This is a genomic window from Rhodovulum sp. P5 (genome assembly GCF_002079305.1).
Classification (GTDB): Bacteria; Pseudomonadota; Alphaproteobacteria; order Rhodobacterales; family Rhodobacteraceae; genus Rhodovulum.
Genome location: NZ_CP015039.1, coordinates 2469554 through 2484659, shown reverse-complemented (window position 1 = coordinate 2484659; position 15106 = coordinate 2469554). Strand labels below are relative to the sequence as shown.

Genomic DNA, 15106 nt, shown 5'->3' with positions numbered 1-15106 from the left:
CACGAGGCACCGATGCCCGACGTCTCGATCGTGATCCCGATGAAGAATGAAACCGGGAACGTGGCGTTCCTGCTGGACGATATTGCCAAGGCATGCGGCTCGCTCGACAGCCATGAGGTGATCGTCGTCGATGACGGCTCCACCGACGACACCGCCGCCAAGGTGCGCGAGATCATGCGCACCGACCCCTCGGTTCGGCTGGTGCAGCATCCGACCTCGGGCGGGCAGAGCGCCGCCGTTCACAGCGGGGTGCACGCCGCGCGCGCACCCATCGTGTGTACGCTGGACGGTGACGGGCAGAACCCGGCCTCGGAACTGCCGAAGCTGTGGCAGCCGCTGATCGACGATGCGACCGGGCGCTTGGGCCTTGTCGCCGGGCAGCGGGTAAAGCGGCAGGACACGTTGTCGAAACGCTGGGCCTCGCGGTTCGCCAATGCCCTGCGGTCGTGGCTGTTGCAGGATGGCACGCGCGACACAGGTTGCGGGCTGAAGGGGTTCCGCCGCGACGGGTTCGTGGCCCTGCCCTATTTCGACCATATGCACCGCTATCTTCCCGCGCTGTTCAAACGCGACGGGTGGGAGATCGCGCTGGTCGATGTTGCGCACCGAGAGCGCAATGCGGGGCAATCGAAATACAACAACCTTCAGCGCGCCCTTGTCGGGATCCACGATCTTGTGGGCGTGGCCTGGCTGATCAAGCGTCGCAAGAAGGCACGTCCCCTGCCGGAGGGCGGCCATGTCGATTGAGACGGCGTTTTCCTGGCTTGCGGTCAACAGCTGGACCGAGTTCTGGTGGGTGATGATCGGCCTTGGCGGGCAGTTGATGTTCACCGCCCGGTTCCTGGTGCAATGGATCGCGTCGGAGCGGGCGAAAAACTCGGTCGTGCCGCTGGCCTTCTGGTATTTCTCGCTTGCGGGCGGCCTGATCCTGTTCGCCTATGCGGTCTATCGCAAGGACCCGGTCTTTATCCTCGGCCAGTCGATGGGGCTGTTCATCTACCTGCGGAACCTCTGGCTGATCTATGACCATCGCCGCCGCACCGCTGTCTGAGCGTACCGGCTGGCTGATCCCGGCGGGCGCGCTGGTGCTTGCGATCACCGGTCTGCGCGTCTGGCTGCTGTCCCTCAACGGCATGGATTTGTTCGTGGACGAGGCGCAGTACTGGCTCTGGGGGCAGGAACTGGCCTTTGGCTACTATTCCAAGCCGCCGATGATCGGATGGGTGATCCGCGCCGTGACCGATCTGGCCGGCAGCGATGCGCCGTTCTGGGTGCGGCTGCCCGCGCCGCTGTTTCATGGCGCGACGGCGCTGATCCTGGGTTGGATCGCGGCCGGCCTCTGGGGTGCGCGGGCCGCGGTTCTTGTGGCCGCGGGATATGCGACCCTGCCGATGGTTGCGGTGGGCTCCATCCTGATTTCGACCGACACGATCCTGTTCCCCTTTCTCGCCCTTGCGCTGGCCGGGTGGCTGCGGGTGCTGGATGGCGGTGGGCGGGGTTGGGCAGTTGCGACCGGGGTCGCGCTTGGCCTTGGCTTCCTGTCGAAATACGCGGCGATCTATTTCCTGATCTGCGCGCCGCTGGCGGCGCTTCTGTTCCGGCAGGCGCGGCCCCGGCTGGCCGATGCCTTGACCGTTCTGGGGGTCTTCGCCCTGACCATATCGCCGAACGTGATCTGGAACCTCGTCAACGGGTTCAGCACGCTGGAACACACGCTCGACAATGCCGACTGGGTGCGCGACCCGGGCGGGCGAACGCATGTGGAGCTTGGTTCGCTGGCCGAATTCCTTGCGTCGCAGTCCGGGGTGTTCGGCCCGATCCTGTTCGGCGGATTGATCTGGCTGACAATGCGCGCGGGCCGGGCCGATTTCGGTCAGCGACTGATGCTGGTCTTTTCCTTGCCGATCCTTGTGCTGATCTGCGGGCAGGCGCTTGTGTCGGGCGCCTATGCCAACTGGGCGGCGACTGCGTATCTGGCCGGAACGCTGGCGGTTCTGCCATGGCTGCGGCCCGCGTGGCGCTGGGCGTCCTTTGCCGTCAATGGCACCGTCGCACTGGCCCTGCCGGTGATGGGCGCGTTCCCTTGGGCATTTGCGCCCGGGGGGGAGCCCTTGCTGGCGCGATATCTTGGCCGGGCAGAGATGAGTGCCGCCGTCATTGCCACTGCGAAGGACAGCCACCAAGACATCGTCGTCGCCGAAAACCGCGACGTGCTGGCCGACCTGTTCTACAGCGGGCGGGACAGCGGGCTGACCTTCTTCGCGGTGCCATCGGTGGGCCGGGCCCCGAACCACTATGCCCTGAAACATCCGCTGCCCCCTGGCGCGGAAGGGGACGTTCTGTTCGTCGCCTCCGGGCAGGTGCCGCCCTGTGCGCGCGATGAAATACCGCTGGCCGAGATCACGCCGGACACGGGCGCCTATCGCGGGAAACGGTTCGCGCTCTACGTCCTGCCGGCCACCTGCTGGTACGCCGCGGACCTAACCGTTCAGTCCAGTGCGAATACCGGCGCGCCATAGCCGACAAGCGCACCGTCCGCGACAAGGCACTCCCCAAGGGTACCCGGCGTTTCCGCCACCACGGGATGGAGCAGCCTCCCGGCCTCGATGAAGGCAAGGATCTGGCCTGCGGTCACCTGTTGCCCGATCGTGGCCTCCGGTTCGGTGCGCCCGGGATGGACCGCGCGGAACAGGCCGAAATGCGATGCGCGCACGACCTGCGCGGCCTCCGGCTGTGGCGGGGCGGGGTCGGCGATGGGCGCAGCAGATGTCGCGGCCCGGAGCGCGATCCGCGTATCGCGACCTTGGTGCACCAGTTCCGAAAGCCCCTGCTGGCGCACCAGCCGCATGAGGTGCTCGATCTCATCCAGCGTCATCGGCAGCCCCCGTCCCGTGCCCGGCGGCGATCAGCGCCTCAAGGTAATGAATGTCGATCCCGCCGGCCCGCACGCCCGGATCGGCCAGCAATCGCAGATGCAGGGCGATGTTGGTGTCGATCCCGCCGATGACCGTCTCTGCCAGGGCCGTTTGCATCCGGGCCAACGCAACCGCGCGATCCGGCCCATGGGTGACGATCTTGGCAATGAGGGAGTCGTAATGCGGGGGAACCTGATACCCGGGATAAAGATGCGACTCGACTCGCACACCGGGCCCGCCCGGCGGCAGCCAGTCCGTGACCTGACCGGGGGACGGCAGGAATTTGTCCGGGTCCTCGGCATTGATCCTGCATTCGATGGCGTGGCCATGGATAAGGATATCGTCCTGCGCAACCGACAGCGGATGACCTTGGGCGATCCGGATCTGTTCGCAGACGATATCGATGCCGGTCACCATCTCAGTCACGGGATGTTCGACCTGCAGGCGTGTGTTCATCTCGATGAAAAAGAACCCGCCATCCTGATAGAGAAATTCGAACGTGCCGGCGCCGACATAGCCAAGGGTCTTGCAGGCTGCGACGCAGCGCGTGCCGATGTCGGCAATCGCGTCGCGGGGAATACCCGGTGCCGGGGCTTCCTCGATCACCTTCTGATGGCGGCGCTGGAGAGAGCAGTCCCGCTCCCCCAGCCAGACGGCGTCGCCATGGGCGTCGGCCAGCACCTGAATCTCGATATGCCGCGGACGGTCGAGGAACTTCTCAAGATAAAGGGTCGGATTGCCGAAGGCCTGCCGCGCCTCCGTCCGGGTGGTGGAAACGGCGCGGTCCAGATCCTCGGCCACGCGGACGACCCGCATGCCGCGCCCGCCGCCGCCGCCGGCGGCCTTGACCAGCACCGGATAGCCAACCTTCGCCGCGACCGCCTGGATCGCCTGCGGATCGTCGGGCAAGGCCCCGTCCGAGCCGGGCACGCAAGGTACACCCGCCTCACGCATCGCCTGTTTCGCCGCGACCTTGTCGCCCATGGTACGGATCGCCCGCGCATTCGGCCCGATAAAGGTCAGCCCCGCACCTTCGACCGCCGCGGCGAAATCGGCGTTCTCGGACAGGAAGCCATAGCCGGGATGGATCGCCTGCGCGCCCGTCAGTTCCGCAGCCAACAGGATGCGCTCCGTGTGAAGATAGCTTTCGCTTGCCGCAGCGGGGCCGATGCACAAGGACCGGTCCGCCAGCGCGACATGGCGCAGACCGGCATCCGCCTCGGAATGGACCGCCACAGTCCGCAGGCCCAGCGCCCGGCAGGCGCGCAGGATGCGCAAGGCGATTTCCCCCCGATTGGCAATAAGGACCGTATCGAACATCGGTCTAGCCCCCGGGCCGCAGCGTGATCAGCAGATCGCCCCGGGCCACCATCTGGCCGTTCTCGGCATGGATCACCGCCACGACACCGGCCGTTTCGGCCTCCACCGGCGTCAGCATCTTCATCGCCTCCAACAGGGCCAGCGGATCGCCGGCGGAGACGGGCGCCCCGACCTCGACAAAAGGCGGCGCATCGGGCGCGGGCGCGCGGTAGAAACACCCGGCCATGGGCGCGCGAATCTCGCTGGTGCCGTCGTCGGGCTCGGCCACCGGCGGTGGCGCGTCCCGGGGCGCAATGGCGGGCGGGCCATCCGCGCTTTCCCCCGCGGGTACGTCAAGCCGCAGATTGAGGCTTTCGTCGCCCGCAGCATAGTCAAGTTCGGCAATGCCGTGGCGCCGCATCAGGACGATCAGGCTTTCGATAAAGGTCGTGTCCATGCCCCGCCTGCCGCCTTTCGATCCCCGGTTTGCCCATCCGGAGAATTGAGCACGACAGGGGCCGCAGTTTCAAGGTGACCTGAAACATCCCGCCGCGGCGCGAATGCGGTTTCGTTTCCGGCACGGCTGGTGTTGACTGGCCAAAATCGCAACAGGACGACCCGATCATGACCAAGCCCCCAGAGCCGCGCCGCGTCGATCTCAACTCCGACATGGGAGAGGGCTTCGGCTGCTATCGTATGGGCGATGACGCGGCGATCCTGAAGATCGTGACATCGGCCAATGTCGCCTGCGGGCTGCATGCCGGCGACCCCGAAATCATGGTGGAAACCTTCCGCATCGCAAAGGAGAACGGCGTTGCCATCGGGGCCCATCCGGGCTTTCCCGATCTCTGGGGGTTCGGACGGCGGAACATTCCCTATTCACCGGGGGAAATCGAGCGTCTGGTCGCCTACCAGATCGGGGCGGCGCAGGCGTTGGCCGCCTATGCGGGACACCAGATCACCTATGTCAAACCGCACGGGGCCCTTGGCAATCTGGGCAGCGCAGACCCGGAGGTCGCAGCTGCGGTGACACGGGCGATCTGCGCGGTGGATCGCAACCTGATCTCTCTATCCATCGCCATGGGCGAACAGGAACGCGCCGCGCGCGAGGCTGGCCTGAAGGTGAAATCGGAGATCTTCGCCGACCGCGCCTATACCGACACCGGCCACCTGGTCAGCCGCTCCGAACCCGGCGCTGTGATCCACGACCCGGATGAGGCCGCGGCCCGGATCGTGCGGATGGTCGAGGGCGGCGCCATTGAAACCGTGACCGGCAAACGCCTTGAAACCGCGATCGACTCCATCTGCGTGCACAGCGACAAGCCCAGCGCCGTGGCGCAGGCCGCGCGGGTGCGCGACGCCCTTGAAGAACGGGGCATCAGGGTCGAAAGCTTCGTTTAACCCCGCCTTGCCAAGCCCCAAGGATTGCTTGACAAGTGGGCATCCCTCGGCGATCAAACCCGCCTACAACCTGTCCGTGCATGGGCAGACCTTAGTGCCAAGGTGGTAACGTGGCGAATTTCCTTCACAAGGGCGACCTGCCCGATGACCTCGATCTCGGCCCCGTTGTCGCGATCGACTGCGAAACCATGGGGCTCAATCCCCATCGCGACCGGCTGTGCGTGGTGCAGATGTCCGGTGGCGACGGCAATGCCCATCTCGTGCAGGTGGCGAAGGGTCAGACAGAGGCGCCGAACCTTGCCCGCCTGCTGGCCGATCCAAGTGTTCTGAAGCTGTTTCATTTCGGCCGCTTCGACATTGCGGTGCTGCTGAAGACCTTCGGCGTCCTGACCACACCCGTCTATTGCACCAAGATCGCGTCAAAGCTCGTGCGTACCTATACCGACCGGCACGGGCTGAAGAACCTGCTGCAAGAGCTTCTGGATGTCGACATTTCCAAACAGCAGCAAAGCTCCGACTGGGGCGCGTCGGATTTGACCGCGGCGCAGCTTGACTATGCGGCATCCGACGTGCTGCACCTGCACCGCCTGAAAGGCGTGCTGGACGGCATGCTGGGGCGCGAGGGACGCACGGACATCGCGCAGTCGTGTTTCGATTTCCTGCCGGTGCGCGCGAAGCTCGATCTTGAAGGCTGGCCCGAGACGGACATCTTTGCCCATTGAGGCATGACATGACCCAAGAAGGCTCCCTTTCGATTGGCCGGCGCGTCCTTACGCGCGAGGCGGACGCCGTTCAGATGCTGGCCGATGCCTTGGACGACAATTTCGTCAAGGCGCTTGACCTGATCCTGAACGCGCGGGGTCGGGTGATCGTCTCTGGCATGGGCAAATCGGGGCATATCGCGCGCAAGATCGCGGCGACCTTCGCGTCCACCGGAACGCCCGCCCATTTCGTGCACCCGGCCGAGGCCAGTCACGGCGATCTGGGCATGCTGGCCCGGGGCGATGTCTGCCTTGTGCTGTCGAATTCCGGCGAGACGCCGGAGCTTGCCGATATCGTCGGTTATACGCGGCGGTTTTCCATTCCGCTGATCGGGGTCGCCGGACGGGCCGACAGCACGCTTCTGCGCCAGGCCGATGTCGCGCTGGTGTTGCCGCAGGCGGGGGAAGCCTGCCCGATGAACCTTGCCCCCACGACATCGACCACGATGACGCTGGCCCTGGGCGACGCGCTGGCCGTGGCGCTGATGGCGCATCGCCGGTTCACGCCCGAAAACTTCCGCGAATTCCATCCCGGCGGCAAGCTTGGCGCGCGCCTGTCCACGGTGGCGGACCTGATGCATGGACCCGACCGCCTGCCTCTGGTCACGCCGCAAACGCCGCTGGCCGACGCCCTGTTCACGATGAGCGAGAAGGGATTTGGCGTGGTCGGCGTGACCGATCCTGCGGGACGGCTGATCGGTATCGTCACCGATGGCGATCTGCGCCGCCACATCGACGGGCTGATGGAGCGGACAATCGACGAGGTGATGACCCGCGATCCCTTCACGATCGAGCCCGACGCACTGGCCGAGACCGCCCTTGGCCTGATGAACGACCGAAAGATCAACTGCCTGTTCGTGAACGGGGACGCCGGCGCGCCGGTGGGCATTCTCGGCATTCACGACTGTCTGCGCGCCGGGATCGTCTGACTATGCCCGCACAAGGCGACAGCTATTCCCGGTTCATCGCGCTATCGAAGATCGCCCTCCCGCTGGCGGCGCTGGGGGTTCTTGCGACGCTCTTCCTGTTGTCGCGGATCAGCGCGCCGGGCTCTGACGGGCTGACCATCCTGCCGCAGGCAGAGGTGACGCGTTTGTTGAAGGAACAACGCCTGACGGCGCCAACCTATGCCGGCGTCACGCGGGACGGCACCCAGATCGCGCTGGCGGCAGAAAGTGCGCGCCGCGACCCCGACACCCCCGGGCGCACCATCGCCGATGTCGTCACCGTAAGCCTGGACCTTGCGGACGGCACCAAGGCCGGCATCACGGCCGACCACGGGACGATGGATCGCGATGCCGGCCAGTTGGTTCTGGAGGGCGACACGACCGTGACGACCTCGACCGGCTACCGAATACAGTCCCAGCAGGTCATCACATCGCTGGACGACACAGAGGTCATCGCGCCCGGACAAGTCACGGCCGAAGGACCGCCCGGCCGGCTGGAGGCCGGCAGCATGCGGCTCGCCACTCGCCCGGGCGAGCCCGACAACTATCTACTTGTTTTCAAGGATGGCGTTAAACTGGTATACGACCCCCAGAGGTGAGGGAAGGGTTTCGATTTGCTGGTTCGCCGTTTATCTGCACTGTTTGCGCTCGTCTTGCTGTGCGGGCCCGCCCTCGCACAGGGCACCGATGTGAAGTTCGGGTCCCTCGAACATGACAGCACCCAACCGATCGAGATCACTTCGGAACAGCTTGACGTGGATCAGGCCGCGGGAACCGTTCTGTTTACGGGCGACGTCTTTGCCACCCAAGGCAACCTGCGTCTGCAGGCCGAGGAAATTACCGTGTTCTACGCGGATGACAGCGCGGAAGGAAACCGGATCGACCGGGTCGAGGCTGACGGCAGTGTCGTTCTCGTGCTGAACGAGGAGGCCGCAGAGGGCGATTTCGGCGTCTACAGGGTCGCCGATGGCGTGGTGGAGATGTCTGGCAATGTCCTTCTGACACAAGGTCCGGGCACCGTCGCCGGGGACAAGCTGGTGGTGAACCTTGGGACCGGGATCGGCCGGATGGAGGGACGCGTACGCACCGTCCTGCGCCCCGAAGGGACCTCCCGATGACGGCGGAGGGTGGCAGATTCACGCCCGCCGATGGCGATCTTGGCCTTCGGGTGACGGCGCTGAGGAAATCCTATCGCCGCCGTCCGATCATCCGCGATGTCAGCCTGACGCTCGACCGGGGGGAGGTTGTCGCCCTGCTCGGCCCGAACGGATCGGGCAAGACGACATGTTTCTATGCGATTGCGGGGCTTATCATGCCCGAGGGCGGCCGCGTGGTCATTGACGGGCGCGACGTGACCAACCTGCCGATGTATCGCCGTGCACGCATGGGGATCGGGTACCTGCCGCAGGAGGTCAGCATCTTTCGCGGCCTCAATGTCGAGGACAACATTTCCGCGATTCTCGAAATCGTCGAAGACGACCGCCACAAGCGGCGCGAAAGGCTGGAAGAACTGCTGTCGGAATTCTCTATCGAACATCTGCGCAGGGCCCCGGCCCTGTCGCTCTCGGGTGGGGAACGGCGGCGGGTGGAAATCGCCCGCGCCCTTGCGGCCAATCCGAAATACCTTTTGTTCGATGAACCCTTTGCCGGGGTCGATCCGATTGCCGTTGGCGAGATCCGCACCCTGGTCGCCGACCTGAAGACCCGCGGGATCGGCGTTCTGATCACCGACCACAACGTCCGTGAGACGCTGGAGATCGTGGAACGCGCCTATATCCTGCATGACGGCCAGGTCCTGATGAGCGGCACCACGCAGGAGGTGATCCGGGATGAAAACGTGCGGCGTGTCTATCTTGGCAGCAGTTTCCGGATTTCGTGACGTGGCACGCCCGCAGCCCATGGCCAACCGATCCGGGGATGCAGCATCCGCACCCTATCGAGGGGTGACCACGCGTTTGCAGCTTGTTAGGGTTCAAGGCATATGTACCGCAAAACAGGCCCCGAACACCGTTGACCCCGGCGCCGCCGGGCTTTAACGGGGTGCAACCCTGCGTCGAGCAGGCAAGAACAGGAGGCAAGATGGTGTACCAGATCAGCGGAAAACAGATCGACATCGGCGAAGCCCTGCAGACTCATGTCAAGGACGAGTTGAGTTCGGTCGTTGAGAAGTACGCCGAACGCCCGACCGGAGTGCAGGTGGTATTTTCGCGTAACGCGCATGAATATGTGTGCGAGGCGACGGTGCATCTGTCGACCGGACTCACCGCACAGGCCAAGGCGCATGCCACCGAGATCTACGCGGCGTTCGACAATTGCAGCGACAAGATGGAAAAGCAGCTGCGCCGCTACAAGCGCCGCCTGAAAGACCACCACAAGGATCGCGCCGAACCCGTTGAACTGATGGGCGCGTCGTCTTACGTCCTTGCTGCATCCGAAGCGGAAGAGGACACCGAGGCCGATACCCTGCAGCCGATCATCATTGCCGAGATGGAGACCAAGGTCCCCTCGATCTCGGTCGGTGAGGCGGTGATGCAGATGGAACTGACCGGATCGAACGTTCTGGTCTTCCGGAACGAGAAAACCGGGAAGATCAATGTCGTGCATACCCGCGACGACGGGAATGTGGGCTGGATCGATCCGTAAGCCCGCCCCGTGACGCCGCGCCCCATGCGCAGCCCGACGCCCAAAGCGAGAGGCATATGCAGCTAGCTACTCTTCTCAAACCCGAAGCCGTTCGGGTCTTCGGCAAGTTGTCGAGCAAGAAGCGCCTGTTCCAGGAAATGGGAGAGATCGCGACAAGCGTCTACGGCCTGCCCGCCGTGGACGCGATCGACGCCCTGCAGGAGCGGGAAAGCCTGGGGCCGACCGGGGTCGGCCACGGTGTCGCCCTGCCCCATGCCCGGCTGTCATCGATCAAGAATGTCCGCGGCGCCTTTGTCCGGCTGGAAAAGCCGATCGATTTCGGCGCGGTGGACCGTCAGCCGGTGGACCTGATCTTTGCACTCTTCGCGCCGCAGGATTCGGGTGTCGACCACCTCAAGGCGCTGGCGCTGGTCTCGCGCACGCTGCGCGACGCCACGGTGTGCGGCAAATTGCGGGCGAATTCCGATCCCGCGACCCTTCATGCCGTTCTGACCGAGGCACAGACCTCGATTCAGGCCGCCTGAACACCACAGGCGGGCCAAGCCGCTGCTTGCCCGCCTGCCCGCGTTCTTTCGCGTTTGCTCAGCCGCCGTAACCGCCGGTTTTGTGCCAGCGCCACGCATCCGCGATCATCGTGTCCAGATCGGCCCGCTTGGGCTGCCAGCCGAGTTCCTGCTCGGCGCGGGCGCTTCCGGAAACGAGGCTTGTGGCATCGCCAGCCCGACGCGGCCCTTCCCGGAACGGCACCTCCAGCCCGGTGACCGCGGCCCCCGTTCAAGGACCTGCCGGACGGAATAGCCATTGCCCGAGCCGAGGTTGAACACACGGCTGCCCTTGCCGTCTTCCAGCCATTTGACGCCCAGCACATGTGCCTCGACCAGGTCCATGACATGGATGTAGTCGCGCACACAGGTGCCGTCGGGCGTGTTGTAGTCGGTCCCGTTGATGGTGAGTTCCGGCCGGTTGCCATCGACGGCCTCCAGCATGATCGGGATCAGGTGAGTCTCGGGCACATGACATTCGCCGACTTCCGCGTCCGGATCCCCACCGGCGACGTTGAAATAGCGGAAGATCACCGAGTTCAGGCCATGGCTGGCCCCGAAATCGCGCAGCATGTCCTCGATCGCGCGCTTGGACGCCCCGTAGGCATTCAGCGGCGCCTGGGCGCTGTCCTCGTTCAGGGTTACGCCATCCTGCTCTCCGAAGATGGCACAGGTGGAGGAGAAGACGAAATTCAGGCAGTCCGCGGCAATCGCGGCCTCGATCAGCGCCAGCGACCCGCACAGGTTGTTGCGCCAGTATTTGCCGGGTTCGCGCATCGCCTCGCCCACCTGACTGAAGGCGGCGAAATGCATGACGGCGACGGGGTTGTGGGCCTCGAACACCTCGGCAAGGCGGGCCTTGTCGGCGATGTCGCCCTGCTCAAGCGGACCGAACTTCACCGCCTGTTCCCAGCCGGTGGACAGGTTGTCATAGGTGACGGGAACATAGCCCGACCGGGCCAGCACCTTGCAGGCGTGCGAGCCGATATAGCCCGCACCGCCCGTGACCAGAACGCTTTTCATAGCCGGTCTCGCGCTCGCCCTACTCGGCCGCCTGCTTCAGCGACACCAGTTCCCGAAGATACCCGGCGAATTCGTCCCGCAGTTCCGGTCGCGACAGGCCGAAGGACACGGTTGCCTGAAGGAACCCGGCCTTTGACCCGCAGTCGAAGCGCTGGCCGTTGAAGCGATAGCCATAGACGCCCTGGGCATTGATTTCTTCCGCGATGGCATCGGTCAGCTGCAATTCGCCACCCGCACCCAAGCGGTTGTGCTTGAAGTTCTGGTCGAGGTTGTGGAGCACCTTCGGCGTCAAGATGTACCGGCCGATGACCGCGAGATTCGACGGGGCGTCCTCGACACTCGGCTTTTCGACCATGCCCTTGATCAGAACCTTGTCGCCAAGGTCACGCTCCACGTCCAGAATGCCGTAGGCATGGGTCTTTTCGCGCGGCACTTCCATCGCGGCGACCATGTTCGCGCCGGTTTCCTCGTAGGCTTCGACCATCTGCTGAAGGCAGGGCTTTTCGGCCGCGATCACGTCGTCGGGCAGGATCACCGCGAAAGGTTCGTTCGCGATCAGGCGGCGGGCGCACCACACCGCGTGGCCAAGACCCATCGCCTTGTGCTGACGGATATAGGCGATGGCGCCGCTTTCCATGTTGGTCGACTCAAGGGTGTCAAGAAGGTCCTTCTTGCCCTTCGACCTCAGCGCATCCTCGATCTGCGGCGCATGGTCGAAATAGTCCTCAAGCGCGTTCTTGCCGCGCGAGGTGACGAAGATGAATTCCTTGATGCCCGCGGCGCGCGCCTCGTCGATGGCGTACTGGATGAGGGGGCGGTCAACCAGCGTCATGATCTCTTTCGGGATCGACTTCGTGGCCGGAAGGAAACGGGTACCCAGCCCTGCGACCGGGAATACGGCTTTCAATACTTTACGGTTCATAGTCGTTCCTCGCCCTCTATTTACGACCTGAAGCGTGACCAACCCGATCACGCTGCGAGTGTGCCCGTTCCTAGAACATCCGCGTCACTTCACAAAGAACAACCGTGAATATTAACGTCGAATACCGGGAAACTGCGTCCCGCATCGCCGCCTCGTAGCAGGGCCTGTGCGATATTGCCCTTTCTGTGGCGACAATGTCACGAAAACCGGCGGATTTCAGCCACGGCTGACGTAGGGCAACCTGATGAAATCTGCCACTTCTGACGTCATGCGATTCCCATCCGTGCCATCATCGCCTCGATACGCGTAACGTCTTCGGGATTGTTCAGTTCCCAAAATTCTCGCGCCCGTGCCTCGACCTCGACACACAGCACCGGGCGTTCCCGTTCGAGAAAGCGCAGTTGCTCCAACCCCTCAAGCTCTTCCAACGGGCCGGCCGACCAGCCGCGATAGGCCGCCAGGGCCGAGGGCCGGTAGGCATAGACGCCGACATGATGGAACACCGGGGTCGGATCCCCATCGGCAAAGTGCTTGCCGGTGTAGGGGATGACCTCCTTGGAGAAGTAGAGCGCCCGCCGGTCACGCCCGAAAACCGCCGTCGTGCCGCCGACACGGCCGGCCTTACGATCTTCCAGAAATGCGTTCAGCGTTGCGCCATCGCAGCGCAGGACCGGGGTTGCCACCTCGGCCACCGGATCGGCCGACAGCCCGGCCACGAGATCCTCGACGAACCATGCAGGCGTCAGCGGCGCGTCCCCCTGAAGATTGACCACGATGTCGAAGGCGCCGCCAAGGGCATCAAGGGCTTCGGCCACCCGTTCGGTGCCGTTGGCACACCTCTCCGACGTCATCACGACCTCGGCCCCGAACCCCTCGCTCGCCTTGCGAATACGGTCGTCATCGGTTGCCACGACCACCCGGTCGACGCCGGAAACCGCGCACGCGGCCTCCCACGAGCGTAGGATCAGGGTCTTCTTCTGACCCGTGGCGCCTGCCAGATCGACAAGCGGCTTGCCCGGATAGCGGGTCGAGGCATAGCGCGCCGGGATAACGATCAAGACCGACATCAGGAGGCCTTCAGATCCACGCCGGGCGCGTAGGCGATGAAGAACGGGTTGGCATAGCCGTCCTTGCCATAGACCAGCGGCGTGTGGTCATCGAACCGCACGACCTTGCCCCCCGCACCGGCCAGAACCGCATGGCCCGCGGCGGTGTCCCATTCCATGGTTCGGCCCAGACGCGGATAAAGATCGGCCTCTCCTGTCGCGACGAGGCAGAACTTCAGCGAAGAACCCGCGCTCGTCATGTCCTTCACGGCGTATTTGGCGATGTAGTCGTCGGTGGCCTGATCGCGATGCGACTTGGACGCGACGACCACCAACGCATCATTGTCGGGGGACGACACCGAAAGCGGTGTGGCAGCGCCGGGCGCATCGAGCGCCAGATCGCCCGTTTCCTCGACCGCGGCACCGTTGGCACGGGTGTAGAACAGTCGCCCCTTTGCCGGCGCATAGACCACGCCGCGGACCGGCACGCCGCCCTCGACCCAGGCGATGTTCACCGTGAATTCTCCCCGGCGCTTGATGAATTCCTTGGTGCCGTCCAGGGGGTCGACGATCAGGAAATCCTCGGCCTGCTCGGCATGGCTGGCCGCCTGTTCCTCTGTCACCAGAAGAACATCGGGAAAGGCCGCGCGCAACTCTGCCGCGATCAGGGCATCGGCCGCTTCGTCGGCTGCGGTCACCGGGCTGTCGTCGGATTTGGCGCGCACCTCGAAATCCTCCGACTCGTAGATTTCCATGATCTTCGCACCGGCCAGAAGCGCCGTGCGCCGCATCACCTCTTCAAGTCGCGTGTAATCCAAACCTGCCTCCTGATGCGGTTGAACGGTCTTCGGTCATCGCCTTTATGGTTGTCCGGACCCGGAACGGCAAGCGCCGTCCGTCTTGCCCGTTGCGATGGCGGGCCCCGGTTTATCGCCCCCACAGGGCGGCACACCCGGCACCGTCAGTCCACCACGCGCAAGGTCAGGTTCAGCCGCCCGCCATCTTTCAAAAGCGCCGACGATCCCATCTTGATCCGGTCGATTCCGTGGTGGACCAGCCGGGCCTCTCCCCCCATGACAAGCACATCGCCGGATTGCAGCCAGACGCTTTCGGTCTTGCCCCCGCGCTCCACATTGCCGATCCGGAAAAGGGCAGAGTCGCCCAGCGAGATCGACAGGACCGGCCAGCGGAAATCGGCTTCGTCCCGATCCTGATGCAGGCCCATCTTCGCCCCCGCGCCATAATAGTTGATCAGGCAACAGTCCGGGTCACGCTCAAGACCCGTGATCTTTGCCCAAACCGCCAGAACGGCGGCCGGGATCTCAGGCCACGCCGCCCCCGACGGATGGCGCCGTTCGTACCGGTATCCGCGCCTGTCCGACACCCAGCCGCAGCGCCCGGCCGAGGTCATGCGCACACTCATCTTTCGGCCGAACCGGGTTTCGGGTTGGAAGAACGGCGCCGCAGCCACGACACCGCGGATATCTGAGATCATGGCCGCCTGTCTCTCCGGTGTCAGCCAGCCTTCGAAAATCGCGACCCCGCGCAGGACGCGGGAGGGGCAGGCGCGACGGGGTTCGGCGGTCTCAGACATCGTTCACCAGACT

The 15106-nt window shown here is 64.6% G+C and carries 18 protein-coding genes and 1 pseudogene; 11 read left to right on the top strand and 8 right to left on the bottom strand.

Annotated features, from left to right (window positions below; all coding sequences use genetic code 11):
- Window positions 1-12: 12 nt before the first annotated feature.
- From RGUI_RS12020 to RGUI_RS12010, 3 genes are read left to right on the top strand one after another with little or no spacing between them, the layout of a single operon-like run.
- Window positions 13-747, top strand: a complete 735-nt coding sequence (locus RGUI_RS12020; protein WP_081533284.1) for a glycosyltransferase family 2 protein — start codon at window positions 13-15, stop codon at window positions 745-747.
- On the top strand, window positions 737-1051 hold the full coding sequence (locus RGUI_RS12015) for a lipid-A-disaccharide synthase N-terminal domain-containing protein (RefSeq protein ID WP_081533283.1): 315 nt from the start codon (window positions 737-739) through the stop codon (window positions 1049-1051). Before RGUI_RS12020 ends, RGUI_RS12015 begins: the two co-directional genes overlap by 11 nt.
- The gene (locus RGUI_RS12010; protein WP_081533282.1) at window positions 1023-2519 is read left to right on the top strand and encodes a glycosyltransferase family 39 protein; all 1497 of its coding nucleotides are present in this window, start codon (window positions 1023-1025) and stop codon (window positions 2517-2519) included. Before RGUI_RS12015 ends, RGUI_RS12010 begins: the two co-directional genes overlap by 29 nt.
- On the opposite strand, the gene RGUI_RS12005 is transcribed toward RGUI_RS12010, so the two are convergent.
- Genes RGUI_RS12005 through RGUI_RS11995 form a run of 3 tightly spaced genes read right to left on the bottom strand, consistent with a single transcriptional unit; the run spans window position 2489 to window position 4671 of the window.
- Entirely contained in the window at window positions 2489-2875 is a 387-nt protein-coding gene (locus RGUI_RS12005) for an acetyl-CoA carboxylase biotin carboxyl carrier protein subunit (protein WP_081533281.1), read from the bottom strand. The two genes, RGUI_RS12010 and RGUI_RS12005, sit on opposite strands and share 31 nt — an antisense overlap.
- Complete coding sequence (gene accC, locus RGUI_RS12000) at window positions 2862-4235, bottom strand: acetyl-CoA carboxylase biotin carboxylase subunit (protein ID WP_081533280.1); 1374 nt, start codon at window positions 4233-4235, stop codon at window positions 2862-2864. Before accC ends, RGUI_RS12005 begins: the two co-directional genes overlap by 14 nt.
- Before the next feature lie 4 nt (window positions 4236-4239).
- Entirely contained in the window at window positions 4240-4671 is a 432-nt protein-coding gene (locus tag RGUI_RS11995) for a biotin/lipoyl-containing protein (RefSeq protein ID WP_081533279.1), read from the bottom strand.
- A 167-nt stretch (window positions 4672-4838) separates the two neighbouring features.
- Here RGUI_RS11995 and RGUI_RS11990 point away from each other — a divergent pair, with 167 nt between their 5' ends.
- The 8 genes from RGUI_RS11990 (at window position 4839) to RGUI_RS11955 (ending at window position 10490) form a co-directional block, all read left to right on the top strand.
- Window positions 4839-5615 (top strand): LamB/YcsF family protein, encoded by a 777-nt coding sequence (locus RGUI_RS11990; protein WP_081533278.1) that lies wholly within the window; start codon window positions 4839-4841, stop codon window positions 5613-5615.
- Window positions 5616-5725: 110 nt separating this feature from the next.
- On the top strand, window positions 5726-6337 hold the full coding sequence (locus RGUI_RS11985; RefSeq protein WP_081533277.1) for a ribonuclease D: 612 nt from the start codon (window positions 5726-5728) through the stop codon (window positions 6335-6337).
- A gap of 8 nt (window positions 6338-6345) precedes the next feature.
- Window positions 6346-7305 (top strand): SIS domain-containing protein, encoded by a 960-nt coding sequence (locus tag RGUI_RS11980; RefSeq protein WP_081533276.1) that lies wholly within the window; start codon window positions 6346-6348, stop codon window positions 7303-7305.
- A gap of 2 nt (window positions 7306-7307) precedes the next feature.
- Window positions 7308-7922 (top strand): LPS export ABC transporter periplasmic protein LptC, encoded by a 615-nt coding sequence (lptC, locus tag RGUI_RS11975; protein ID WP_081533275.1) that lies wholly within the window; start codon window positions 7308-7310, stop codon window positions 7920-7922.
- A gap of 90 nt (window positions 7923-8012) precedes the next feature.
- Window positions 8013-8441, top strand: coding sequence for an LptA/OstA family protein (locus tag RGUI_RS11970; protein WP_253798310.1), 429 nt, complete (start codon window positions 8013-8015; stop codon window positions 8439-8441).
- Window positions 8438-9202: an LPS export ABC transporter ATP-binding protein gene (lptB, locus tag RGUI_RS11965; protein ID WP_081533274.1), complete on the top strand. Its 765-nt coding sequence runs from the start codon at window positions 8438-8440 to the stop codon at window positions 9200-9202. The genes RGUI_RS11970 and lptB overlap by 4 nt, the downstream gene beginning before the upstream one ends.
- Window positions 9203-9402: 200 nt before the next feature.
- Window positions 9403-9966 carry a ribosome hibernation-promoting factor, HPF/YfiA family gene (gene hpf / locus RGUI_RS11960; RefSeq protein ID WP_081533273.1) on the top strand — a complete coding sequence of 188 codons (564 nt, stop codon included), beginning with the start codon at window positions 9403-9405 and terminating at the stop codon, window positions 9964-9966.
- 56 nt (window positions 9967-10022) lie between these two features.
- Window positions 10023-10490, top strand: coding sequence for a PTS sugar transporter subunit IIA (locus RGUI_RS11955; RefSeq protein WP_081533272.1), 468 nt, complete (start codon window positions 10023-10025; stop codon window positions 10488-10490).
- 58 nt (window positions 10491-10548) lie between these two features.
- Here RGUI_RS11955 and galE read toward each other — a convergent pair.
- From galE to RGUI_RS11930, 5 genes and pseudogenes are all read right to left on the bottom strand, one after another.
- Window positions 10549-11531 (bottom strand): annotated as a pseudogene (gene galE / locus RGUI_RS11950) (UDP-glucose 4-epimerase GalE).
- A 19-nt stretch (window positions 11532-11550) separates the two neighbouring features.
- Complete coding sequence (gene galU / locus RGUI_RS11945; RefSeq protein WP_081533271.1) at window positions 11551-12453, bottom strand: UTP--glucose-1-phosphate uridylyltransferase GalU; 903 nt, start codon at window positions 12451-12453, stop codon at window positions 11551-11553.
- Window positions 12454-12719: 266 nt separating this feature from the next.
- Entirely contained in the window at window positions 12720-13520 is an 801-nt protein-coding gene (locus tag RGUI_RS11940) for a 3-deoxy-manno-octulosonate cytidylyltransferase (protein WP_081533270.1), read from the bottom strand.
- Entirely contained in the window at window positions 13520-14317 is a 798-nt protein-coding gene (gene cysQ, locus RGUI_RS11935; protein WP_371586873.1) for a 3'(2'),5'-bisphosphate nucleotidase CysQ, read from the bottom strand. The genes RGUI_RS11940 and cysQ overlap by 1 nt, the downstream gene beginning before the upstream one ends.
- Window positions 14318-14460: 143 nt before the next feature.
- Window positions 14461-15093, bottom strand: a complete 633-nt coding sequence (locus RGUI_RS11930) for an alpha-ketoglutarate-dependent dioxygenase AlkB (protein ID WP_081533269.1) — start codon at window positions 15091-15093, stop codon at window positions 14461-14463.
- Window positions 15094-15106: the final 13 nt, after the last annotated feature.